We start from the raw sequence: 24,370 nt of genomic DNA, 5'->3' as shown, positions 1-24,370 counted from the left end.
TTAGTGCTTAACGATATACATTGTGCGGCTATAGGCCACATCTTCAGGGTTAGTAATCGGATATCCTTTCAACCACGGTTTAATTAAACGCCCGTTGGTATACTGATAAATCGGCGCAATAGGTGCCTGTTCCATCAGAATTTTCTCCGCGGCGTTATAATCGGCATTGCGCGCTTTCTCTGTATTCTCCAGAGTTGCCTGGGTCAACACTTTGTCGTACGCCGGATCATTAAAGCGGGAGATATTGCCCGTATGGGTCGATGTTAATAGCGACAAGAACGTAGAAGGCTCATTGTAGTCACCCACCCATGAGGCGCGGATCACATCAAAATTACCGGTATTACGGCTGTCGATATACGTTTTCCATTCCTGGTTCTGCAGTTTTACGTCAACACCGAGGTTCTTCTTCCACATAGAAGCCACTGCGATAGCAATCTTCTGATGATTTTCTGAGGTGTTGTACAGCAGCGTCAGTTTAAGCGGTTTTTGCGGGCCATAGCCCGCCGCGCGCAGCAGCGTTTTCGCCTGCGCGTTCAGCTCTTCCTGACTCATTTGCTCAAACGGTGAAGGTTCCGGCACAAATCCTGCCGTTACATCCGGCGTAAAATGCCATGCTGGTTTCTCACCGGTACCCAAAACTTTCTCCGCCATCAGACGACGATCGATAGTCATGCTGAGCGCCAGGCGCACGCGTGAGTCGGCAGTCGGTCCCTTCTGGGTATTGAAGGCATAATAATAAGTACCAAGCTGCGGCGGGGTGTAAACCTGACCCGGGATATCCTTCAACAGTTTCTGGTACATATTTTTCGGGAAGGACTCGGTAATATCAATATCACCAGCAAGATAGCGCTTGGTCGCAGCTGATTCCTGGTTGATCGGCAGGAAGGTGACTTTTTGCAGCACTGTTTTGGCGTTGTCCCAATAATGCGTGTTCGGCACCACTTCCAGTTTTTCGTTTACGACGCGATCTTTGAGCACATAGGCGCCGTTACCAATCAGATTGCCTGGTTTGGTCCACTCTTTGCCGCTCTCAACGTTGGCTTTTTGTACCGGATAGAATGCAAAACTCGCCGTCAGATTGGCAAACCAGGGCAGCGGTTTATCCAGTTGAACTTTCAATGTCCGTGCATCGACAGCACTAACGCCAAGTTTATCAGGTGTGGCTTTGCCATCGATAATAGCCTGAGCATTATTAATACCCGCCAGCGCAGCAAACCAGGCAAACGGCGACAGCGTTTTTGGATCAACCAGACGCTGCCAGCTATAGACAAAATCCTGCGCCGTTACTGGCGTACCATCCGCCCATCGCGCATTGTCGCGCAGCGTAAACGTCCAGATGCGGTTATCGTTACTCTTCCACTGGGTAGCGACGCCAGGCACGATCTCACCCTTCTCATTCTGGTTGACCAGCCCTTCAAATAGATCACGAATCACCTGTATTTCAGGCAGCCCAACGGCTTTTGCCGGATCAAGCGACGCCGGTTCGTCTTTTATATGACGCACCAGTTCTTGTTTCTCTGCCAGTACCGTTCCGCTGGGAACATCAGCAGCCCAGGATAAAGAAATGCTGCTAACCAACAACGCACAACAGGTTACTGAAACAGAATGCTGCATAAGGTACCCTCAATTCCGGCTACTAAGTGAATGTGTAATTATTTGTATCGCCAGCAGGAAATGCAATTAACTTCCGACAAGAAAGTGATATTACACCTGAAAAGATAAGTGTGTGAAAACGATTTGATTATCCATACATTTTGCACAACACTGCGAGTAACAATCCAAGCATTCAGAGATGACTATGACCGTTACCCGTCCCCGTGCCGAGCGCGGCGCATTCCCACCTGGAACCGAACATTACGGACGCTCCTTGTTAGGCGCACCGCTAATCTGGTTCCCTGCACTGGCAGCCGATCGTGAAAGCGGCCTGATACTGGCGGGAACGCACGGCGACGAAAACTCCTCGGTCGTTACCCTTTCCTGCGCATTGCGTACGCTTAACCCTTCCCTGCGTCGCCACCATGTGGTGCTGGCCGTAAACCCTGACGGTTGCCAGCTTGGGCTGCGCGCAAATGCGAACGGCGTCGATCTGAACCGTAATTTTCCCGCCGCAAACTGGAGAGCGGGCGAAACGGTGTATCGCTGGAACAGTAGTGCAGAAGAGCGTGATGTGGTGTTGTTGACCGGCGAAAGTCCGGGTTCGGAACCAGAAACCCAGGCGTTGTGTCAGCTTATTCACCGAATTCATCCCGCCTGGGTAGTCTCTTTCCACGATCCACTGGCCTGTATTGAAGATCCCAGAAGCAGCGAGCTGGGTTCGTGGCTGGCACAGTCGTTTGAATTGCCTCTGGTCACCAGCGTAGGTTATGAAACGCCCGGCTCTTTTGGGAGCTGGTGCGCAGATCTGAATTTACACTGCATAACCGCCGAATTTCCGCCCATTTCATCGGATGAAGCGAGCGAAAAATACCTGCTGGCCATGTCCAATCTGCTGCGCTGGCACCCTAGAGATGGAGCTGCCCGGTCGTAAAATGCAGGGCTGGCTCCGCATCGCTGGCCAGCCAGGTCGGGCCATCAAGATCGGCAAAGTTAACCTGCGGCGTAAGCGGCAACGCCGCACCGATCGCCCGGGAGGTACACAGCATGCAGCCCAGCATCAGCGCAAATCCCTGCTCGCGGGCTTCCGTTGCCAGCGCCAGTGCTTCCGTCAGACCGCCTGTTTTGTCCAGTTTGATATTGACCATTTCATAGCGTCCGTGCAGCGCTTTCAGGCTACTGCGAGTGTGGCAACTTTCATCTGCGCAGATGGGCAGCGGATGCACAAAATTCTCCAGCGCGGCATCATCCTGAGCCGGCAGCGGCTGCTCCAGCATCTCCACCCCTAGATCAGCCAACAGCTGACAGCGTGCCGCAAGGCCTTCTGCCCGCCAGGATTCGTTGGCGTCGACAATAATCGTGGCGTCAGGAACAGCCGCACGAATGGCAACCATCCGCTCACTAATCAAGCGAGCATCCAGTTTAACTTTCAGCAGTCTCGCACCATTTCCCCACAGCGCAGCCGCGCTCGCGGCCATTTGTTCCGGCGAGCCAATCACCACGGTTTGCGCCGTCGTCACCACTTCCGCCAGTTCACTTCCCACCAATTCCGCCAGCGACGTCTGCTGTTGACGCGCACTCAGATCCCACAACGCACAATCTACGGCATTTCGCGCAGCCCCTCCTGGCAGCAGCTTTTGCAGCTCTTCACGCGTCAGTCCGTTTTCCAGTTGTGGCGCAATGCTCATAATTTGCGCCAGGACAGAGGCATCGCTTTCACCGTAGCGCGGGTACGGTGTGCACTCGCCAATACCTGTGACGCCATTTTCTGTCAATTCGACGACAACCACATGCGCTTCGGTCCTGCTCCCACGGGCGATGACAAAGGGAGTGTGCAGCGGCCAGGCTTCCTCATATACCTTAACTGTTCTCATTTGTTTTCCTTAATGCAGTCCCTGAAGCGGATATCCGCAAATAGCGTTTGCCGTGTTAACTGTTGATGGCATAAACTAGCCTCGACGTTAACTATATGTAAACAGGAAGATAACCATGTCACAAACCGTTCATTTCCAGGGCAACCCGGTTGCAGTTGCCGGCTCCATTCCTCAGGCTGGAAGCAAAGCTCAGGCTTTTACCCTTGTGGCTAAAGACCTGTCTGACGTTACGCTGGGCCAGTTTGCAGGCAAGCGCAAAGTGCTGAATATTTTCCCAAGCATCGATACTGGCGTTTGCGCGGCATCGGTACGTAAGTTTAACCAACTGGCGACAGAAATCGACAATACCGTCGTACTGTGTATTTCGGCCGACCTGCCATTCGCCCACTCTCGTTTTTGCGGCGCGGAAGGTCTGAGCAACGTTATCACGCTGTCCACCCTGCGCAACGCAGAATTCCTGAAAAACTACGGTGTTGAAATCGCTGAAGGCCCGCTGAAAGGTCTGGCCGCACGTGCCGTAGTTGTTATCGATGAAAATGACAACGTCGTCTTCAGCCAACTGGTCAATGAAATCACCAACGAACCAGACTACACAGCGGCGCTGGACGTACTGAAAGCGTAAGCTGCGTTTGCATACAAAAATGCCTCCACATGGAGGCATTTTCATTTACGGCATTACTCTTCGCTTTTTTTCTGTTGGCTCAGGCCGTACTCGCGCAATTTATTGGCAATCGCGGTATGCGAAACGCCGAGGCGCTTGGCCAGCTTGCGCGTGCTGGGATAATTCATATACAGCTGCGTCAGCACGGAGCGTTCAAAGCGGCTGGTAATTTCATCCAGCGACCCTTCCATTACCTCTTCTCCGACCGCAACCGTTGCCGCATCATAATCCGGCAGCAAAATATCCTGTGGCCGCAGTTCATAGCCTTCAAGCTGGGTCAGCGCCCGGTAGATAGCATTTTTAAGCTGACGCACGTTGCCCGGCCAACCGTAACGGGTTAACACCGTGCTGAGATCGGCGGACAGCTTCGGACGCGGCACGCCCTGCTCATCGGCAAAACGCGCCACGAACAGTTCGGTGAGCGGCATAATATCTTGTGGGCAATCGCGCAGCGGCGGCAGGTTTAACGTCAGTACATTCAGACGATAATAGAGGTCTTCACGGAAAAGTCCTTTCTGCACCAGCTCCACAAGGTTCTTTTGCGTGGCGCAAATCACACGGACATCAACATGAACTTCGTGATCTTCTCCCACGCGACGGAACGTACCGTCATTGAGAAAACGCAGCAATTTGGTCTGCATACGCGGCGACATTTCGCCAATTTCATCTAACAGAACCGAACCGCCATTCGCCTGCTCAAAGAACCCTTTTTTACCTTCCGGCGCATGGCCAAACAGCTCGCTTTCAACCGCATCTTCAGGGATTGACGCACAGTTCAGCGCCAGATACGGTTTCGACGCACGCGGGCTTGCCAGATGGCAGGCATGAGCAAAGAGATCTTTGCCGGTGCCGGTATTACCAGTAATCAGTAGCGGCGCGCTCAGCGTCGCCAGCTTGCGCGCTTGCTCTACGACGTGTTTCATTTTGGTGCTGACGGCAATAATCTGGCTAAACGCACTGAGATCCTGCGTTGTCATATTTTGCAGCTGACGTCCCATTCGGATGGTGGAGCGCAACATCACCACCGCGCCGGTCAACATCTGCTCCTGATTTTCGCCCTGCAAATGGACGGGCGTAATTTCCATCAGGAAATTCTGCCCGTTAATCACGACATGTTCGCTATGGGAATCCTGCGGATTGCTTTCCAGCCAGCGCTGGAAGTTAAACCCATTGATTAACTGGGCTGCGGTATGGTTGCGCATCCGCTCCTGGGTGTGCGCAAAAAGTTGACAGCTCGCAGGGTTCGCCATCTCGACTTTGCTTTTCATATCAAGAGAAAGGACCGGCTCTGGCAACGCTTCAAGCAGCGCACTTAGTGCCAGATGTTCACGTTCGGAAGGCATCCATGGCACGGTACGCACATCCGTAACCCCTGAAATACGGCGAATTTCAGCCATCAGGCTGCTGAAGTTGGTGAACTCCAGCTCCGCAAAATTAAGGTAAATCCGCCCGATGGGGTCAATTTCGATGCCGCGTAAATCAATGCTTCTCAGCACCAGTAAATCGAGCAATTCGCGGGTCAGACCAAGACGGTCTTCACAAAAGACTTCCAAACGCATAGGAACCTTCATCAGGACAAGGGATTATGTAGTAAATGATAAGACAGTATTTGGTTCGCAGGAAGAACTCTGTCAACAAATATTGACAGCGCGCTGGAAAATTGGGCGCCGGGGCGTAAAGTTATACGATCGGCGCCTGTTTTTTAGCTAACTTTCGCGCGGAGATTTGTTTTTTTGTAAGGTCTCTTTCACCTGACCAATCAGTTGACGGCGAAAATCGCCCAGTCGTGGCTTATCATCATCGATCCACGGCAGCGGTCGGCAAAGTTCCATAGCTTTAATGCCCAGACGCGCCGTTAACAACCCCGCGCCAATGCCCTGTGCGGCACGCGTTGATAAGCGGGCGGCTAAATCCTGCGACATCCAGTCCATCCCTACTTCCCGCACCAGCTCACTGGCCCCGGCAAAAGCGATATTCAGCAGCACCAGGCGGAACAGACGCAGACGGCTGTAATAACCAAGTTCAATGCCATACAGCGATGCAATGCGATTAATCAGCCGTAGATTTCGCCAGGCGATAAACGCCATATCCACCAGCGCCAATGGGCTGACGGCAATCATCAGCGTGGACTCTGCCGCAGAACGGCTAATCTCACGCCGGGCTTGCGCATCCAGTACCGGCTGCACAAGATGGGCATACAGACTGACCACCTCGCGATCGTTCTGCGTTTCATGAATTGAGGCATACCAACGCTGCAATGCTGGATGCGACTGATCGATACCCGCCTGCTGCGCCAGTTTTTCACAAAATGCACGACCTTTTCCGGTTCCATGGCTGTGGAGCAAGTCTCGCGCTTCATCACGTTCGTGCGCGCGCTGACGCAATCGCCACAATCTGCGCCACTCGGTCGCCACCGATCCGACACCTGCGCCGATAATCAATGCGCCTGCGGCACATCCTCCCAGCGCGACCCAGTCCTGAGTCTGCCAGGCGTTCATGGTCCACTGCACACCCTGAGCAACAACGCTCACGCCAAACAGCGCCAGCCCGCCCATCACCATCTTGCGCCACAGACTGCGTTTGGGGCGTAAGGCCGCATCAATGACGGCCTCCGCCTGACCTTCGTCTTCCAGGGGTTCATCCACTTTCGCCGGAGAAAAAGTCTGCGCCTCCGTTTCGTTGAACATTTGTTGTGCTTTAAACGCCGTGTTTTGTTCCACGTCCAGCGGACCTGAGAAATCGATACGCGGTTTTAACGGCTCGCTCATCGCAATTTATCTCCTATTAAAAACTCCAGCGCGGCATCGAGGCGGATATGTGGTAAGGGTTTATCGACATCCATAACCTGCGGGCGAAACGCCTCAAACTGAAAGCCCTGGCTGTCCCAAAATGCCTGCCCAGGTAAACGCGCGGGCACTTCCCCCGGATAGACTGTCAGCGGTTCGCCATCGCTCAGACGATTACCACGCAACGCCGGGATCTTTTCACCTTTCACATCGATCAAGCCGCTGGTGGTTGCCTGCACAGATGCCAGCCCCAGACAATCCATGCTGATACCTTCGAACGCAGCGTTTTGCCATGCGTCCTGGATCAGCTGCTGCAATAACGACACCATATTGGCGTGCTGATCCACCGTGACGTGGTCGGCTTTGGTGGCGGCAAACAGCAGCTTGTCGATCACTGGAGAAAATAGCCGACGAAACAGCGTACGCTGCCCGTAATGGAAGCTTTGCATCAACTGAGTAAGCGCCAGGCGCATGTCGTTGAACGCCTGTGGCCCGCTGTTGAGCGGCTGCAGGCAATCGACCAGCACAATCTGGCGGTCAAAGCGCAGGAAGTGATTCTTATAAAACCCTTTGACGACCTTTTCGCAGTAATAATTGAATCTTTCGCGCAACATGCCCGCGTTGGTGTGTTTGTCAGCCTGCGCCAGCTTTGATTCCCCCCAGGCATCGACATCCGGCCACGGGAAGAATTGCAGCGCAGGCGCGCCCGCCATATCCCCGGGCAGGACAAAACGGCCCGGTTGAATAAAATGTAGGCCCTGCTGTTTACACTGATGCAGATACTCCGTCCAGGCGGCAGCAATTTCCGCCAGACGGTTTTCATCAGCAGGCGCCAACGGATCCAGCCCCTGGCATAACTGCCGCCATTTTGCCGACCATTCGCCCCGCTGCCCCTGCAATAATCCGGTCATTTGCCGCGACCAGCTCAGATAATCCTGGGCAAGCATCGGTAAATCGAGCAGCCACTCCCCCGGATAATCGACGATCTCCAGGTACAGCGTGGAGGTGTCTTTAAAGTGGCGCAGTAAAGAGTCATTGGATTTATAGCGTAGCGCCAGACGTATTTCACTCACGCCGCGCGTAGGGGTCGGCCAGGTCGGCGGAGAGCCGTACAGCTGAGCCAGTCCCTCATCATAGGTAAAGCGCGGAATGCCAAAATCGCGTTGAGGAACCCGTTTCACGCCGAGCAAACGCTCTTCGCGCACGCAGCTGAGCAACGGCAGACGTGCACCGGCATGAATATTGAGTAACTGATTTACCATCGCGGTGATAAACGCCGTCTTACCGCTGCGGCTAAGTCCGGTGACAGCCAGGCGTAAATGCCGGTCTACCCCGCGATTAACCAGCGAATTGAGTTCATTTTTAAGTCGCTTCATCGCCATCCCGTTTTGCTGAAGGAACCGAAGAAATTATAACAAACAGGAAGTAAAGATAGGGGTCAATTCTTACTTATCAACTACCTGGGCGGTTCCTGGCGGCATTATTCTTACCGCCAAGAGCAGAAGAACTGCGTACGGCTTATTTATTCTCTACTTTAGGAAGCGAGATCTGGTTGATGCCACCTTCATTCGTCACCTGCGTATAGCCCATTTCAGTCAACATATCCTTCGCTTGTCCCGATTGACGCCCGGAGTTGCAGTACAGCTTCACAGTGTCGTTCTTATCAGGAACTTCAGCTGCAATACGTGCCTTCATCTCTTTTAACGGAATATTGACGGCCCCCTGAATATGCTGCTGTTGATACTGTTCAGGAATGCGAACATCGATCCAATGTTCCGCAGCATAAACCGGCATGCCGATGACCAGAGCCAACGCTAATACACCTTTTTTCAACATAATATCTTCCTGACTGATAGTTGGATTTACCTCTACACTATACGCCAGTTCTTAAGAAAATATTGCGACCGCATTATCACCGTCTGCAGGCGCGGACGATTGTCACTCAGGTTACCCATGCTGCAGTTAGCCTGTTGATTTTTCTACCCGCATTTGACGTTCCTTCCCAACAATTAGGTGAGCCAATCTGTAATTTATTATTTAATCTGATTGCAGGTGAGAAAGGATTACAGAATATCACTATAGGAACACAAATATTGCTGACCGACTTCCTGATATAAAACCTGGGTATTAATGCCCTGCGAAATAGATTTTTTAGTTCACCTTCAATACCCGTGGTAACGACCCAAAAGAATTTTGACAGCCCCAAAATTATATTTGTGAGCTGCCGCAAATTAACTGAGGGAATGTTGATTAATTGTTGCTTGCTTTTGCTGATTCAAATATCAGGGTTGATTACCTGAATAACGTTTCGACAATTTTGCCGCAGCCCGACTCAACACCGGTTCCAGAACCAACGCCAGCAGCATTTTTAGCGGGCGTCGGGCGACGGACTTCACCGCCCACCCTGCTACACCCGCCGGGCCGTAGCGCAGTGCGGTCAGAAGCACCAGCTTACCTGCTATTTTAAAGCCCGGCTTAACCCTTTGCCCGGCACGTTGCCAGCGATTGTTCATTTCTATCCTCACAATTGACGGAAGCGACTACGTAAGGAAAAAGTATCGGACGTCACATAACGCTCCATTTCACGTAAACGCTTTTCACTAGCCGCCAGCTCGCGATCGACGGCATCCAACAGCTCACCGCTTGATGGCTGCTGCTCGCCGGAAACCACATTGTCCGGCATCGGATCCAACACAAAGGTCAGCACGATGTAAGCGACGAAGGTGAAAAAGGCCAGGCCAAAAAAGACTGACAACACCACCAGGATCCGTACCAGCTTCACAGGCACATCGAGATAATGCGCAATCCCAGCGCAAACCCCCTTCACCATGCCCTGCTGCGGAATACGCCACAGTTTTTTGTTCAGGTTAACGCCTCCCATTAGCGGTCCCTCCAGTTTGGGTGTTCAGCATCAAGGATGTCTTCCAGCGCCTGAATGCGCTCGCGCATCCGCTGTGCGTCATCGTTGAGTTCGACCAGACGTTGCTGTTCACTTTGCGACAGTTCGCCACGGCTGGAACGGTTGCTGTAATGCAGCCAGAGCCAAATCGGTAAAACGAACAACACAAAGATGGTTAACGGGATGGCCAGAAATAGCGCGCTCATGAGTACTCCTTACAGGTGATGAGCGGCGGCGCGTTCGGGCGCCGCCAGATGTTATTATTGCTTGTCTTGCTGCATTTTGGCTTTAAGTTGCGCCAGCTGCTCGCTGATTTCATCATCTGCTTTCAGGTCAGCAAATTGCTGATCCAGAGACTTCTGTTTACCGAAGTTATGGCTTTCAGCCTCGGCTTCCATCTGATCGATACGACGCTCGAAAGATTCAAAGCGCGCCATCGCTTCATCGAGTTTACCACTGTCCAGTTGACGACGAACATCACGCGAAGAACTCGCTGCCTGATGACGCAGCATCAACGCCTGCTGACGAGCACGGGTTTCACTGAGTTTATTTTCCAGCTCACCGATCTCTTTTTTCATACGCGCCAGCGTATCGTCAACCAGCGTCACCTCATGCTCCAGAGAGTCAATTAAATCGGTCAGTTTCTGCTTTTCAATTAACGCAGAACGCGCCAGATCTTCTTTCTCTTTACGCAGCGCAAGTTCTGCTTTTTCTTGCCACTCTGCCTGTTGGGCACTGGCCTGTTCGATACGGCGAGATAATTGTTTCTTTTCTGCCAGCGCACGCGCTGAGTTAGAACGTACCTCAACCAGCGTGTCTTCCATTTCCTGGATCATCAACCGCACCAGTTTCTGCGGATCTTCAGCCTTTTCCAGCAACGCATTAATGTTGGCGTTCACGATGTCGGCAAAACGAGAAAAAATACCCATAATGTAATCCTCACTTACTGTTCTGATATCGGGCTATGCCCTGCTGTTTCCATAATGCACTTGGCGTGCCAACTTTTTATGTGATTGATTTTATTGTAATTATATAATTTTACCTGCCAGGCTAATTAGCGTAAATTGGTGAATAACACTAACAAATGGTGAATTTCATCATGGCTGGATACAAAGATAATCTTCTGGGTGAAGCGAACAGCTTTATTGAAGTGCTGGAGCAGGTTTCTCATCTGGCACCGCTGGATAAACCTGTACTGGTTATAGGTGAGCGCGGGACCGGGAAAGAACTTATTGCCAACCGCCTGCACTACCTCTCCACCCGCTGGCAAGGCCCGTTTATTTCGCTTAACTGCGCGGCGCTAAACGAAAATTTGCTTGATTCCGAACTGTTTGGTCACGAAGCGGGCGCCTTTACCGGCGCGCAAAAACGCCATCCGGGACGTTTCGAACGCGCCGACGGCGGTACGCTGTTTCTCGATGAACTGGCAACCGCCCCGATGTTGGTACAGGAAAAATTACTGCGCGTTATCGAATATGGCGAGCTTGAGCGCGTAGGTGGTAGCCAACCATTACAGGTTAACGTACGACTTGTTTGTGCAACCAATGCCGACTTACCTCGCATGGTTAGCGAAGGCACTTTCCGCGCGGACCTGCTGGATCGCCTGGCCTTTGACGTGGTGCAACTCCCACCGTTACGCGAGCGTCAAAGTGACATTATGTTAATGGCCGAACATTTTGCCATTCAGATGTGCCGCGAGATCGGGTTACCTCTGTTTCCGGGTTTTAGTGCCGAGGCCAGAGAAACGCTTCTCCACTACCGTTGGCCGGGCAATATTCGTGAACTGAAAAACGTCGTGGAGCGATCCGTTTACCGGCATGGAACCAGTGATTACCCGCTGGATGAGATAATCATTGACCCCTTCCGCCGCCACACTACGCAGCCGCAGGCGCCGGAAACTAAACCGATGTCTGTAGGGTTACCGCTGGATCTGCGTGAATTCCAGCAGCAGCAAGAGAAAGACTTTCTACAAACCAGCTTACAGCAGGCAAAATTTAACCAGAAAAAAGCCGCTGAATTACTGGGTCTGACTTACCATCAGCTTCGCGCTTTGCTGAAAAAACACCAGATTTAAAGCACATTTGCAGATGTCATATTGGCGGATTTGACGCATAACCTCATCAGGGTTTACCATGACGCCATTACTGTATAAAAAAACAGGTACAAATATGGCTCTGGCACTCGTTGGCGAAAAAATTGACAGAAACCGTTTCACCGGTGAGAAAATTGAAAATAGTACATTTTTTAACTGTGATTTTTCAGGTGCCGACCTAAGTGGTACTGAATTTATCGGCTGTCAGTTCTATGATCGTGAAAGCCAGAAAGGGTGCAATTTTAGTCGTGCAATGCTGAAAGATGCCATTTTTAAAAGCTGTGATTTATCCATGGCGGATTTTCGCAATGCCAGTGCGCTGGGCATTGAAATTCGCCACTGCCGCGCACAAGGCGCAGATTTCCGCGGCGCAAGCTTTATGAATATGATCACTACACGCACCTGGTTTTGCAGCGCATATATCACTAACACAAATCTAAGCTACGCCAATTTTTCGAAAGTCGTGCTGGAAAAGTGTGAGCTGTGGGAAAACCGTTGGATGGGTGCCCAGGTACTGGGCGCGACGTTCAGTGGTTCAGATCTCTCCGGCGGCGAGTTTTCGACTTTCGACTGGCGAGCAGCAAACTTCACACATTGCGATCTGACCAATTCGGAGTTGGGTGACTTAGATATTCGGGGCGTTGATTTACAAGGCGTTAAGTTGGACAACTACCAGGCATCGTTGCTCATGGAACGTCTTGGCATCGCGATTATTGGCTAGTCTTCAGGGAGCGGTGAATATTCCGCCCCCTGCACTGCTTTTTACCCCTCAGGCATCGCTGAAGAGTGGTGTGTGGAAATTTTCCACTCTTTACCGTCCCATGTATAAGTGAATGTGTAGCGGGCTGAAACCGTTGATTTGTCCGCGAAGGTAAATGTGTAGGTACCGGTGTCTATCGCCTTATTACACCCCAGGCGAATGGTACGCATGTCAATTTTCCCGGTCGGCTTTTTCGCAAGAAAATGCTCGAAATAATCAACACGCTCAGCGTCCGTTAAACGCGCTTTATTGGATACAGTAGGCAGCAATACCGCATCGCTAAGATAATTTTCAGATACCGTCTGCGCGTTACCTGTTTTCAATGACTCGTTCCACTTATCAAATAGCGCTTCGATTTGCGCTTTATTCACCTTCACACAGTCTGGAGTCGACGCAGCAAAAACGGCTCCAGGCAATAGGGCAAGTGAAACAACAAGGCTCAGTAATTTATTCATACAATTCATTCCATTAGAGGTTATATGGCAACAGAAAACCGTTCATAACCAGGATCAAAGCCAAAATGCATTTAATAACCAATGGAAATCATCACCATAAATGGGTGAGAAGATTAAGATGCCATGAAGAAAAAATGGAATTAACATATTGAAATAATTATAGATACTTTAGCTATTACAACTCACATAACGTGTACTACTTCCTGAATGATTATAGTTCAGCATTGATAGTGACACTCTAAATGCTCGCTCCACACTTCGTTATCGATGCCATACTCCATCTTCCGAGTACACACTGATATCAATCAGTAAACAACGACAGGAACGCCCCCACGTTTATAGCAAGTCAGATGGGCCATGAAAATGCTAAGATAGTTAACAGAGTAGATTCAAAGTAGATAGCAGGTATGAATTTTGACCATGTCGCGGTGTTGAACTCGCGCTTATCGAGCCTGTTACTCCCAAAAACAAACGGTAATGGCAAATGTCATTAAGTATTAGTAAGATAGCCTCTTTATATAATCCATTAAAATTATGCGCCTGGTTTTATCATCTCTGATCGTGATGGCTGGATTTCTGAGTGGTCAGGCTGCTGCTGCGCCTGAGCAAGCTCCGCACGCTGATATCCGTGACAGCGGGTTTGTCTATTGCGTCAGCGGGCAGGTCAATACGTTCAACCCACAAAAAACGAGCAGCGGTCTCATCGTCGACACGTTAGCGGCCCAATTGTATGACCGACTGCTTGATGTAGATCCCTACACCTATCGGCTGGTGCCTGAGCTGGCTGAAAGCTGGGAAGTGCTGGATAACGGCGCAACCTACCGTTTCCATCTGCGTCGTGACGTTCAGTTTCAGAAGACTGCCTGGTTCACCCCCACCCGCAAACTAAATGCGGACGATGTGGTGTTTACCTTCGAGCGCATCTTTGATCGCCACCATCCGTGGCACAATGTGAACGGTAGCAGTTTCCCCTACTTCGACAGCCTGCAGTTTGCCGATAACGTCCAAAGCGTGCGCAAACTGGACAACAACACCGTTGAATTCCGCTTAACGCAACCGGATGCCTCCTTTATGTGGCACCTTGCCACACACTATGCCTCCGTAATGTCGGCCGAATATGCCGCTAATCTGGCAAAACAGGATCGCCAGGAGTTGCTCGACAGACAACCCGTCGGCACAGGCCCGTACCAGCTTTCGGAGAATCGTGCCGGCCAATATATTCGGTTGCAGCGACATGAAAAATTCTGGCGTGGTACCCCCCTGATGCCGCAGGTCGTAGTGGATCTCGGCTCTGGTGGAACCGGACGCTTATCGAAATTACTCACTGGCGAGTGCGACGTCCTGGCCTGGCCTGCCGCCAGCCAGCTCAGCATATTGCGTGATGACCCTCGCCTGCGCCTGACGCTGCGCCCGGGGATGAACATTGCCTATCTGGCGTTCAACACCAATAAACCGCCGTTGAATAACCCTGCCGTGCGGCATGCGCTGGCGCTGGCCATTAACAACCAGCGCTTAATGCAGTCTATCTACTACGGGACGGCAGAAACCGCGGCATCTATTTTGCCTCGCGCCTCGTGGGCTTATGATAACGAAGCTAAAATTACAGAATACAACCCGGCAAAATCGCGCGAGCAGCTAAAAGCGCTGGGGCTGGAGAATCTGACATTACAACTTTGGGTCCCTACCAGCTCTCAGGCCTGGAACCCCAGTCCGCTGAAAACCGCCGAGTTGATTCAGGCAGATATGGCTCAGGTGGGTGTGAAAGTGAAGATCATCCCGGTAGAAGGTCGTTTTCAGGAGGCGAGATTAATGGATATGAACCATGATCTGACGTTATCCGGCTGGGCGACGGACAGTAACGATCCTGACAGTTTTTTCCGGCCGTTGCTCAGCTGTGCCGCCATCAATTCGCAGACCAACTTTGCCCACTGGTGTAATCCGCAGTTTGACAGCATTCTGCGCAAGGCCCTCTCTTCGCAGCAGCTTTCATCGCGAATAGATGCCTATGACGAAGCGCAAAATATTCTTGCACAAGAGTTACCTATTCTGCCGTTGGCCTCTTCACTGCGTCTACAGGCTTATCGCTACGACATCAAAGGATTGGTGCTCAGTCCATTCGGTAATGCCTCTTTTGCCGGCGTGTCCAGGGAAAAGAAAGATGAGGTGAAAAAACCATGATTATCTTCACCTTGCGTCGATTTTTATTGCTACTGGTAACCCTGTTCTTCCTGACCTTTATTGGCTTCAGTCTGAGCTACTTTACGCCTCATGCGCCGTTACAGGGTGCATCGCTGTGGAACGCCTGGGTATTCTGGTTCAATGGTCTCATTCACTGGGATTTCGGCGTATCCAGTATTAACGGTCAGTTGATCTCAGAGCAGCTAAAAGAGGTGTTCCCGGCCACAATGGAACTGTGCATTCTTGCCTTTGGTTTTGCACTAATGGTTGGGATCCCCGTTGGTATGCTGGCCGGTATCACGCGGAACAAATGGCAGGACCGCTGCATCAGCGCATTGGCTCTGATGGGGTTTTCTATCCCCGTTTTTTGGCTGGCGCTGCTGCTAACATTGCTCTTCTCACTGACCCTCGGCTGGTTACCCGTTTCCGGGCGTTTTGATCTTCTCTACGAGGTGAAACCTGTTACCGGTTTTGCCATTATTGATGCGTGGATCTCCGACTCGCCCTGGCGCGATGAAATGCTGGTCAGCGCTATCCGTCATATGGTGCTCCCGGTGCTGACGCTCTCCGTTGCGCCCACCACCGAAGTCATCCGCCTGATGCGTATCAGCACCATTGAGGTCTTTGACCAGAACTACGTCAAAGCGGCGGCCACACGCGGTTTGTCACGATTAACGATTCTGCGTCGTCACGTCCTGCACAACGCTCTTCCGCCGGTGATCCCGCGTCTGGGCTTACAGTTTTCCACCATGCTGACGCTGGCGATGATCACCGAGATGGTCTTTAGCTGGCCAGGTCTTGGCCGTTGGCTGATTAACGCGATTCGCCAGCAGGATTACGCGGCGATTTCAGCGGGCGTGATGGTGATTGGTTCACTGGTTATCATCGTTAACGTCATCTCTGATATTTTGGGTGCTATGGCTAACCCTCTGAAACATAAGGAATGGTATGCCTTACGATAGCGTCTATAGCGAAAAACGCCCGCCGGGTACGTTGCGCACCGCATGGCGCAATTTCTATGGTGATGCGACTGCGATGATCGGCCTGTACGGCTGTGCGGGACTGGCTATTCTGTGTATTTTTGGTGGTTGGTTTGCCCCTTACGGCATCGATCAGCAATTTCTCGGCTATCAGCTTTTACCGCCGTCATGGTCGCGCTATGGCGAAGTCTCATTCTTCCTCGGGACTGACGATCTGGGACGTGACGTTTTAAGTCGTCTGCTCAGCGGCGCGGCCCCGACCGTTGGCGGCGCGTTTGTCGTTACTCTTGCCGCCACGCTGTGTGGCCTGGTATTGGGCGTAGTTGCCGGTGCGACGCACGGATTGCGCTCTGCGGTGCTGAACCACATTCTGGACACCCTACTGTCGATCCCTTCTCTGCTGCTGGCGATTATTGTGGTGGCCTTTGCCGGGCCGCATCTGACACACGCCATGTTTGCCGTCTGGCTGGCGCTGCTGCCGCGCATGGTGCGCTCCGTTTACAGCATGGTGCATGACGAGCTGGAGAAAGAGTACGTCATTGCCGCTCGCCTGGACGGTGCAACCACACTGAATATTCTGTGGTTCGCCGTTCTGCCCAATATCACCGCTGGCCTTATTACTGAAATCACCCGCGCACTGTCGATGGCGATTCTGGATATCGCCGCGCTGGGTTTTCTCGACCTTGGCGCACAGCTGCCGTCCCCGGAATGGGGAGCCATGCTCGGCGACGCGCTGGAGCTGATTTATGTCGCACCTTGGACGGTGATGCTGCCAGGCGCGGCAATTATGATAAGCGTGTTGCTGGTTAACCTACTGGGTGACGGCGTGCGCCGCGCAATTATTGCGGGGGTGGAGTAATGCCATTACTGGATATCCGCAACCTAACCATTGAATTCAGGACCGGTGACGACTGGGTAAAGGCTGTTGATCGTGTCAGCATGACATTGAATGAGGGTGAAATCCGCGGGCTCGTCGGCGAATCTGGATCCGGCAAGAGTCTGATCGCTAAGGCCATTTGCGGTGTCGCTAAAGATAACTGGCGCGTAACCGCAGACCGTATGCGTTTTGATGATATCGATCTGCTACGCCTTTCCGCGCGTGAACGACGCAAACTGGTCGGTCATAACGTCTCCATGATCTTTCAGGAGCCGCAGTCATGTCTCGATCCGTCCGAGCGTATCGGACGTCAACTGATGCAAAATATTCCGGCATGGACCTACAAAGGTCGCTGGTGGCAGCGCATCGGTTGGCGCAAACGCCGTGCGATTGAACTCTTGCACCGCGTCGGGATAAAAGACCATAAAGATGCCATGCGCAGCTTCCCATATGAGCTGACCGATGGCGAATGCCAGAAGGTCATGATCGCTATTGCATTAGCGAATCAGCCGCGTTTGCTGATTGCCGATGAACCAACGAACGCGATGGAGCCAACCACCCAGGCGCAAATTTTCCGTCTGCTAACCCGTCTGAATCAAAACAGCAATACCACCATTTTGTTGATAAGCCATGACCTGCAAATGCTCAGCCAGTGGGCTGACAAAATCAACGTGATGTACTGCGGACAAACGGTCGAAACCGCGCCAAGTAAAGATTTGGTCACCATTCCACATCATCCTTATACTCAAGCGTTGATTCGCGCTATTCCTGATTTTGGTAGCGCAATGCCGCACAAAAGCCGCCTGAATACCATGCCAGGAGCTATTCCATTGCTGGAACAATTACCCATCGGCTGTCGTCTGGGGCCACGCTGCCCTTATGCACAACGCGAATGTATTGAAACCCCAAGACTGACCGGAGCAAAGAATCATCTCTACGCCTGTCATTTCCCGCTGAACATGGAGAGAGAGTGAGATGGTAGAAACCCTGCTCGAAGTTCGTAATCTAAGCAAAACCTTTCGCTACCGGACAGGTTTATTTCGCCGCCAGACCGTTGAGGCCGTTAAGCCCCTGAGTTTCACCCTGCGCGAACGTCAGACGCTCGCCGTCATTGGTGAAAACGGCTCGGGGAAATCTACGCTGGCAAAAATGTTGGCGGGTATGATTGAACCCACCAGCGGTGAGCTGCTGATTGACGATCATCCGTTAAAATATGGCGATTATTCATTTCGTAGTCAGCGGATCCGTATGATTTTCCAGGATCCGTCAACATCGCTTAATCCTCGGCAACGTATCTCGCAGATCCTCGATTTTCCGCTACGTCTGAATACCGACCTCGAGCCTGAGCAGCGTCGTAAACAGATCGTGGAGACCATGCGCATGGTCGGATTGCTGCCCGATCACGTAAGTTATTACCCACATATGTTGGCCCCAGGGCAAAAACAGCGTCTGGGCCTTGCCCGCGCGCTCATTTTACGCCCCAAAGTCATTATCGCCGACGAAGCCCTGGCCTCTCTGGACATGTCGATGCGTTCGCAGCTCATCAATCTGATGCTGGAATTGCAGGAAAAACAGGGGATTTCGTATATCTATGTGACCCAACATATTGGCATGATGAAGCACATCAGCGATCAGGTATTAGTCATGCATCAGGGCGAAGTGGTAGAACGCGGCAGTACAGCGGATGTTCTGGCGTCCCCTCTTCATGAGCTTACCCGCCGCCTGATTGCAGGTCATTTCGGCGAAGCGCTTACCGCTGATGCCTGGCGAAAAGATCGTTAACAAACGGTTGCCCTCCTCAACCGGGGGGCATTCTGCCATCAGTGACACAATGTGGGTAAGAGCAGCGTATCAACTTCGGTAAACGCGACTGACGGGTAAAGGGCACCACCTTGCATTGCCCAGACACCTGCGGTACTGGCCTCGTCGATAAGTCGTACTGTTTCTACTCCCTTCACCACAACACGGTCGCAATATTCCCTGATATTTTTGATCAGCACCGGGAACATCGGTTTTTCTACCTGTTCCAGGAAGAAACCGCGATCCAGTTTCACAACGTCAAAATGACCGCAAACCAGTGGACTGGCCCCTACGCTGCCGGAGCCAAGATCGCCCAACCACAATGCGTTTGGGCCGTCGCGAAGTGAATTAATCAGCAGATTATTCAGGCACATGGTATTCGACAGAAAACGTTCTGAAAGTTCCAGTGCAATAAATGGTAGAGCATGTAAGGCCGACTTGATGGCTGGATCACCAATCGCCAGCAGTGCCATTTCGTCAATGAGGTTCAGGGTGCAAATAAGGCTGTTGTGCTCAAACCAGTCACGCTTTTCGGCAATTAATCGAATTTGCTCGAGCATGAAATTACGCTTTTGTTCGCTATCCCACGCTGAAATGATGAAATCTGGATGCAACGGGTGAACCGTATCTGAAGTAAACCGGGCGTTAATCTCCACACCCAGTAATTTATCTGTTGTGTCTCTCATCGGTTCCGCGATGAAATGATAGTGCATAAGACCACTCCAATTGATCATAACATCCTGATAATGCACTTCTAATCACAATCAATCAATAATATCGATCAATGATTCGATATTGATCGATAAAAACAATATATCATAACAAGCTGAATATTGTCACATTTATTGTTTTAAGAAAGTTCCTACCTTGCTATGTTTATTAACATCAGCTAGCAATGAAATAATACCATTTCAATGCCTTTGAAACCTCGTATTTTCTCTGATTCACCGACGTTAGATGCCTGAACGAAGCACAAGCGGAGGGGGATGATATACTCCTCACATGTAATGACGTGACAGGTCACGTGAGGCGGATAACCATTCTCCAGGGAAAAAGCGTGGGATATAATTTCAGGCCAATTTCGAGTGTGTTTAATGCGTCAATCATAACTCATTGATTGATATAATATAAGTGTTAGCCAAAAGGATTAAAGCCATGGGTTTTTTATCAGGTAAGCGCATTCTGGTGACAGGCCTTGCCAGTAAATTGTCTATCGCATGGGGAATCGCTCAGGCGATGCATCGCGAAGGTGCCGAACTGGCGTTCACCTACCAGAACGACAAGCTGAAAGGTCGTGTGGAAGAATTTGCAGCGCAATTAGGCTCCAACATTGTTTTGCAGTGTGATGTGGCTGAAGATGCCAGCATTGACGCCATGTTTGCTGAACTGAGCAAAGCCTGGCCGAAATTCGACGGTTTCGTACACTCCATCGGCTTCGCACCTGCTGACCAACTGGATGGCGATTATGTGAACGCAGTTACCCGCGAAGGATTTAAAATTGCGCATGACATTAGCGCTTATAGCTTTGTTGCGATGGCAAAAGCATGTCGTTCCATGCTAAACCCTGGCTCTGCGCTACTGACGTTGTCCTATCTGGGCGCAGAACGTGCAATCCCTAACTATAACGTGATGGGCCTGGCGAAAGCCTCATTGGAAGCAAACGTCCGTTATATGGCTAACGCAATGGGGCCTGAAGGCGTACGCGTAAACGCAATTTCCGCAGGTCCAATCCGCACCCTCGCCGCTTCCGGTATCAAAGATTTCCGTAAAATGCTGGCCCATTGCGAAGCTGTTACGCCGATTCGCCGCACTGTTACCATTGAAGATGTGGGCAACTCTGCGGCATTCCTGTGTTCCGATCTTTCTGCCGGTATCTCTGGTGAAGTCGTACACGTTGACGGTGGTTTCAGCATCGCTGCAATGAATGAACTAGAACTAAAATAATCTTCCACTGTTCTCTGGGCGGCCCGCTGTCGCCCATGATGCTCGTTTTTTAATTCCCCTCTACCCTGTCCCATATATGCTTTTCTGATATTTATTATCACGTAACAATCTTTCATCCCCTCTTCTGCTTACGTCAGGATATTGCAGCGCAAACGATCCGGCGAGTGGTATGACGACGTGTCCGGGTCGCCACTTTTTAGACCAAGGACCGCCCATGGAACAACGCCGAATTGAAGGCAAAAGCCACTGGTATCATGAGACGCAATCCAGCATGTATCCACAAGATGTTCTGCCGCTGGTGCCGGAAGCCGCTCATGTCGACGACTGCTTTTTACTGGATCTGGCGATATCTGATGACGCCCTTTTACCTTTTCAATCCTGGTTAATCCCTGCCCGTAAACTTGCACAGATTCTCTTCCCGACCCACGTAAACCTGAGTCAGATGCACACATTCAGCGCCTATGAACGGATGAGTACGGCGTTAACCGTCGCTCAGGTATATGGCGTCCAGCGATTATGTAATCACTATGCCGCGCGTCTAACACCGCTTCCTGGGCCGGACTCCTCGCGGGAAAGTAACCATCGACTGGCGCAAATCACCCAATATGCTCGTCAACTTGCCAGCTCCCCTGCCGTGATAGGCGCGCGCGATCGCCAGCATCTGGATGCTGTCGGGCTAACCACCAGCGATAGCATTCTGATGAATCAAATTATCGGATTCGTCGGTTTTCAGGCCCGTATCGTGGCCCTGTTTCAGGCCTGGTGTGGACATCCGGTGCGCCGAATTCCGGGTCTCGATATACAACAATTCGCTCACGCTGCGCCATTTAATGCAACAAACACAACCTGGCACGCTGCGCCATTCCCGATAGAAAAACATCTTAATCATGATGAGTCGATAGACAGACGTTATCCCGAGGAACTGCAAGCGTTACTGCCATTACTGATACATTCCCCCGTCATTTTGGATTTACTCGGGTCGCTCATTTCCAGCACGCAACGTAGCGGGATACCGGTACAGGCATTTTCATTGGCGACGCTGATGACTTCACGGATTAATGGCAGCGTGGCCTGTTTTAATGAACATGCATATTCAGCTCATGAATTAACCGAGGCCATTACCGTTCTTCGCCAGGATGAACGTGAATTACAACGTTGGGAACAACGACATCCGGTTGAGCGCGTTACCCTACAGGCGGTACAATGGCTGACCCGGGCGCCCGACCGCTTTAGCACCGCACTGTTAACGCCTTTGTTCGATCAGGAAATCTCTTCAGAGCAGGCCATTAACCTGCTAGCCTGGAGTGGATTGTGCGGATGGTTGAATCGCTTGAAAATCGCGCTGGGCGACACTGATTAACCGATCCACTTACTGAAAGAGCGCTTGCTGCCACTGGCAGAATCGCGTAAAACTGTCAGCCGCTCTTTTAGCCACGAAAATAGACAATTATGCTTCAGGACAACCCGCTGCTAGCGCAGCTTAAACAGCAACTACATTCCCAGACGCCACGTGCTGAAGGGGTGGTAAAAGCCACGGAAAAAGGCTTTGGCTTCCTGGAAGTCGATGCACAAAAAAGCTATTTCATTCCACCGCCGCAGATGAAAAAAGTGATGCATGGCGACCGTATTGTTGCGGTTATCCATACAGAAAAAGATCGTGAGTCTGCTGAGCCGGAAGAACTGATCGAACCCTTCCTGACGCGCTTCGTGGGTAAAGTTCAGGGCAAAAATGACCGTCTGTCCATTGTGCCGGATCATCCGTTACTGAAAGATGCTATTCCTTGTCGTGCAGCCCGCGGCGTTGAACATGAATTTAAAGAAGGCGACTGGGCTGTTGCAGAAATGCGCCGCCATCCGCTGAAAGGCGATCGCACCTTCTACGCCGAGTTAACCCAATTTATCACTTTTGCTGATGACCACTTTGTCCCGTGGTGGGTCACACTGGCACGCCATAATCTGGAAAAAGAAGCCCCAGACGGTGTAGCAACCGAAATGCTGGACGAAGGTCTGGTTCGTGAAGATTTAACCGCCCTCAATTTCGTCACCATCGACAGCGCCAGCACCGAAGATATGGACGATGCGTTGTATGCTGAAGAACAAGCTGACGGCACACTACAATTAACCGTCGCCATTGCCGACCCAACAGCCTGGATTGCAGAAGGCAGCAAGCTGGATAAAACGGCAAAAATTCGCGCGTTCACCAATTATTTACCGGGGTTCAATATCCCGATGTTACCACGTGAATTGTCTGACGATCTCTGCTCTCTGCGCGCGAACGAAGTGCGCCCGGTTTTAGCTTGTCGTATGAGCATTACTGCCGATGGAACGATTGAAGACAACATCACCTTCTTCGCCGCAACCATCGAATCTAAAGCGAAGCTGGCCTATGACAATGTTTCCGACTGGCTGGAAGGTACAGGCGAGTGGCAACCAGAAAACGACGCGATTGCGGAACAAATCCGTCTGCTGCATCGTATTTGCCTGAGCCGAGGAGAGTGGCGTCATAACCACGCGCTGGTCTTTAAAGATCGCCCGGATTACCGTTTCGTTCTCGGTGAAAAAGGTGAAGTACTGGACATCGTCGCTGAGCCACGCCGCATCGCAAACCGTATCGTGGAAGAATCCATGATTGCGGCAAATATTTGCGCCGCCCGTGTGCTTCGCGACAAGCTGGGCTTCGGTATTTATAACGTCCATATGGGATTCGACCCGGCCAACGCCGACGCTCTGGCCGCGCTGCTGAAAACCCACGGTATGCACGTCGATGCCGAAGAAGTACTGACACTGGAAGGTTTCTGCAAACTGCGCCGCGAACTGGATGCACAGCCATCCGGTTTCCTCGACAGCCGAATTCGCCGCTTCCAGTCTTACGCTGAAATTAGTATTGAGCCAGGTCCACACTTTGGGTTGGGTCTGGAGGCATATGCCACCTGGACTTCCCCAATCCGTAAGTATGGCGATATGATCAACCACCGTCTGCTTAAGGCCGTCATCAAAGGCGAAACCGTCGCCCGACCTCAGGATGATACCACCGTGCAGATGGCAGAACGTCGTCGCCTGAACCGGATGGCTGAGCGTGATGTGGGTGACTGGCTATACGCCCGTTTCCTGAGTGATAAAGCCGGAACCGACACCCGCTTTGCGGCCGAGATCATCGACGTCAGCCGCGGCGGCATGCGCGTACGTTTGGTTGATAATGGCGCTGTTGCCTTTATTCCTGCCCCCTTCCTGCACGCCGTGCGTGACGAACTGGTCTGCAGCCAGGAAAGTGGTACCGTACAAATCAAAGGTGAAGTGGTTTACAAAGTCACTGATGTGATTGACGTAACTATCGCCGAAGTTCGCATGGAAACCCGTAGCGTTATCGCACGTCCAGCAGCGTAAACTGACAAATCCAACGACCTTTCTCTTTTTTGAAAGGTCGTTTTCTTTTTTTACCGACCAAATTTCAACCACACACTACACTTCTCT

General features: G+C 51.5%; 24 protein-coding genes. 12 read left to right on the top strand and 12 right to left on the bottom strand.

Annotated elements, in window-relative coordinates; genetic code table 11:
* Nucleotides 1–1,614, bottom strand: a complete 1,614-nt coding sequence (gene mppA / locus OGY71_RS03655; RefSeq protein ID WP_003833254.1) for a murein tripeptide ABC transporter substrate-binding protein MppA — start codon at nt 1,612–1,614, stop codon at nt 1–3.
* A 184-nt stretch (nt 1,615–1,798) separates the two neighbouring features.
* Here mppA and mpaA point away from each other — a divergent pair, with 184 nt between their 5' ends.
* A complete protein-coding gene (mpaA, locus tag OGY71_RS03650) occupies nt 1,799–2,527 on the top strand; it encodes a murein tripeptide amidase MpaA (protein ID WP_003833255.1) in 729 nt (242 codons plus the stop codon).
* On the opposite strand, the gene ycjG is transcribed toward mpaA, so the two are convergent.
* Entirely contained in the window at nt 2,502–3,467 is a 966-nt protein-coding gene (gene ycjG, locus OGY71_RS03645; RefSeq protein WP_286612854.1) for an L-Ala-D/L-Glu epimerase, read from the bottom strand. The genes mpaA and ycjG overlap by 26 nt on opposite strands.
* Before the next feature lie 115 nt (nt 3,468–3,582).
* Here ycjG and tpx point away from each other — a divergent pair, with 115 nt between their 5' ends.
* The gene (gene tpx, locus OGY71_RS03640; protein ID WP_003020437.1) at nt 3,583–4,089 is read left to right on the top strand and encodes a thiol peroxidase; all 507 of its coding nucleotides are present in this window, start codon (nt 3,583–3,585) and stop codon (nt 4,087–4,089) included.
* A gap of 53 nt (nt 4,090–4,142) precedes the next feature.
* Here tpx and tyrR read toward each other — a convergent pair whose 3' ends face one another.
* The 8 genes from tyrR to pspA form a co-directional block, all read right to left on the bottom strand.
* Nucleotides 4,143–5,687, bottom strand: coding sequence for a transcriptional regulator TyrR (gene tyrR, locus OGY71_RS03635; RefSeq protein ID WP_003833259.1), 1,545 nt, complete (start codon nt 5,685–5,687; stop codon nt 4,143–4,145).
* A gap of 147 nt (nt 5,688–5,834) precedes the next feature.
* On the bottom strand, nt 5,835–6,896 hold the full coding sequence (locus OGY71_RS03630; protein WP_032943592.1) for a YcjF family protein: 1,062 nt from the start codon (nt 6,894–6,896) through the stop codon (nt 5,835–5,837).
* The gene (locus OGY71_RS03625; protein WP_003833262.1) at nt 6,893–8,290 is read right to left on the bottom strand and encodes a YcjX family GTP-binding protein; all 1,398 of its coding nucleotides are present in this window, start codon (nt 8,288–8,290) and stop codon (nt 6,893–6,895) included. Before OGY71_RS03625 ends, OGY71_RS03630 begins: the two co-directional genes overlap by 4 nt.
* Nucleotides 8,291–8,432: 142 nt before the next feature.
* Nucleotides 8,433–8,750, bottom strand: coding sequence for a thiosulfate sulfurtransferase PspE (gene pspE / locus OGY71_RS03620; protein ID WP_004201265.1), 318 nt, complete (start codon nt 8,748–8,750; stop codon nt 8,433–8,435).
* A gap of 446 nt (nt 8,751–9,196) precedes the next feature.
* Complete coding sequence (gene pspD / locus OGY71_RS03615; protein ID WP_003833267.1) at nt 9,197–9,427, bottom strand: phage shock protein PspD; 231 nt, start codon at nt 9,425–9,427, stop codon at nt 9,197–9,199.
* 8 nt (nt 9,428–9,435) lie between these two features.
* Nucleotides 9,436–9,795 carry an envelope stress response membrane protein PspC gene (pspC, locus tag OGY71_RS03610; protein WP_003020497.1) on the bottom strand — a complete coding sequence of 120 codons (360 nt, stop codon included), beginning with the start codon at nt 9,793–9,795 and terminating at the stop codon, nt 9,436–9,438.
* Nucleotides 9,795–10,019, bottom strand: a complete 225-nt coding sequence (pspB, locus tag OGY71_RS03605) for an envelope stress response membrane protein PspB (protein WP_003020509.1) — start codon at nt 10,017–10,019, stop codon at nt 9,795–9,797. Before pspB ends, pspC begins: the two co-directional genes overlap by 1 nt.
* Nucleotides 10,020–10,073: 54 nt before the next feature.
* Nucleotides 10,074–10,742: a phage shock protein PspA gene (gene pspA, locus OGY71_RS03600; protein WP_063940810.1), complete on the bottom strand. Its 669-nt coding sequence runs from the start codon at nt 10,740–10,742 to the stop codon at nt 10,074–10,076.
* A 155-nt stretch (nt 10,743–10,897) separates the two neighbouring features.
* Between pspA and pspF the strand changes: the two genes are divergently transcribed.
* Nucleotides 10,898–11,887: a phage shock protein operon transcriptional activator gene (gene pspF, locus OGY71_RS03595; RefSeq protein ID WP_161495982.1), complete on the top strand. Its 990-nt coding sequence runs from the start codon at nt 10,898–10,900 to the stop codon at nt 11,885–11,887.
* Between the two features lie 94 nt (nt 11,888–11,981).
* Nucleotides 11,982–12,626, top strand: a complete 645-nt coding sequence (locus tag OGY71_RS03590; RefSeq protein WP_004201260.1) for a quinolone resistance pentapeptide repeat protein QnrB9 — start codon at nt 11,982–11,984, stop codon at nt 12,624–12,626.
* A gap of 41 nt (nt 12,627–12,667) precedes the next feature.
* Here the strand turns inward: OGY71_RS03590 and OGY71_RS03585 are convergent, their stop codons facing one another.
* The gene (locus OGY71_RS03585; RefSeq protein WP_063940811.1) at nt 12,668–13,120 is read right to left on the bottom strand and encodes an SgcJ/EcaC family oxidoreductase; all 453 of its coding nucleotides are present in this window, start codon (nt 13,118–13,120) and stop codon (nt 12,668–12,670) included.
* 534 nt (nt 13,121–13,654) lie between these two features.
* Between OGY71_RS03585 and sapA the strand changes: the two genes are divergently transcribed.
* From sapA to sapF, 5 genes are read left to right on the top strand one after another with little or no spacing between them, the layout of a single operon-like run.
* Nucleotides 13,655–15,298, top strand: coding sequence for an ABC transporter substrate-binding protein SapA (gene sapA, locus OGY71_RS03580; protein WP_003833288.1), 1,644 nt, complete (start codon nt 13,655–13,657; stop codon nt 15,296–15,298).
* Complete coding sequence (sapB, locus tag OGY71_RS03575) at nt 15,295–16,260, top strand: peptide ABC transporter permease SapB (RefSeq protein WP_003020545.1); 966 nt, start codon at nt 15,295–15,297, stop codon at nt 16,258–16,260. The genes sapA and sapB overlap by 4 nt, the downstream gene beginning before the upstream one ends.
* Complete coding sequence (gene sapC / locus OGY71_RS03570; protein WP_003833291.1) at nt 16,247–17,137, top strand: peptide ABC transporter permease SapC; 891 nt, start codon at nt 16,247–16,249, stop codon at nt 17,135–17,137. Before sapB ends, sapC begins: the two co-directional genes overlap by 14 nt.
* The gene (sapD, locus tag OGY71_RS03565; protein ID WP_003020556.1) at nt 17,137–18,129 is read left to right on the top strand and encodes a peptide ABC transporter ATP-binding protein SapD; all 993 of its coding nucleotides are present in this window, start codon (nt 17,137–17,139) and stop codon (nt 18,127–18,129) included. Before sapC ends, sapD begins: the two co-directional genes overlap by 1 nt.
* Nucleotide 18,130: 1 nt before the next feature.
* Nucleotides 18,131–18,937 (top strand): peptide ABC transporter ATP-binding protein SapF, encoded by an 807-nt coding sequence (gene sapF / locus OGY71_RS03560; RefSeq protein ID WP_003020558.1) that lies wholly within the window; start codon nt 18,131–18,133, stop codon nt 18,935–18,937.
* Between the two features lie 38 nt (nt 18,938–18,975).
* On the opposite strand, the gene OGY71_RS03555 is transcribed toward sapF, so the two are convergent.
* A complete protein-coding gene (locus tag OGY71_RS03555) occupies nt 18,976–19,668 on the bottom strand; it encodes an EAL domain-containing protein (protein WP_003833297.1) in 693 nt (230 codons plus the stop codon).
* A gap of 442 nt (nt 19,669–20,110) precedes the next feature.
* Here OGY71_RS03555 and fabI point away from each other — a divergent pair, with 442 nt between their 5' ends.
* The 3 genes from fabI to OGY71_RS03540 all read left to right on the top strand — a co-directional run bounded on the left by fabI (nt 20,111) and on the right by OGY71_RS03540 (nt 24,283).
* Nucleotides 20,111–20,899 (top strand): enoyl-ACP reductase FabI, encoded by a 789-nt coding sequence (gene fabI / locus OGY71_RS03550; protein ID WP_020996373.1) that lies wholly within the window; start codon nt 20,111–20,113, stop codon nt 20,897–20,899.
* A gap of 214 nt (nt 20,900–21,113) precedes the next feature.
* Nucleotides 21,114–22,259: a carboxymuconolactone decarboxylase family protein gene (locus OGY71_RS03545; protein ID WP_286612851.1), complete on the top strand. Its 1,146-nt coding sequence runs from the start codon at nt 21,114–21,116 to the stop codon at nt 22,257–22,259.
* Nucleotides 22,260–22,348: 89 nt separating this feature from the next.
* Entirely contained in the window at nt 22,349–24,283 is a 1,935-nt protein-coding gene (locus OGY71_RS03540) for an exoribonuclease II (protein WP_057067367.1), read from the top strand.
* The last annotated feature ends 87 nt before the right edge of the window (nt 24,284–24,370 follow it).

The organism is Citrobacter sp. Cpo109 (assembly GCF_030332565.1).
In the GTDB taxonomy this organism is placed as follows: Bacteria; Pseudomonadota; Gammaproteobacteria; order Enterobacterales; family Enterobacteriaceae; genus Citrobacter; species Citrobacter portucalensis.
The sequence above is the reverse complement of the archived record's forward strand: the minus strand, read 5'-3'. Positions and strand labels throughout refer to the sequence as shown.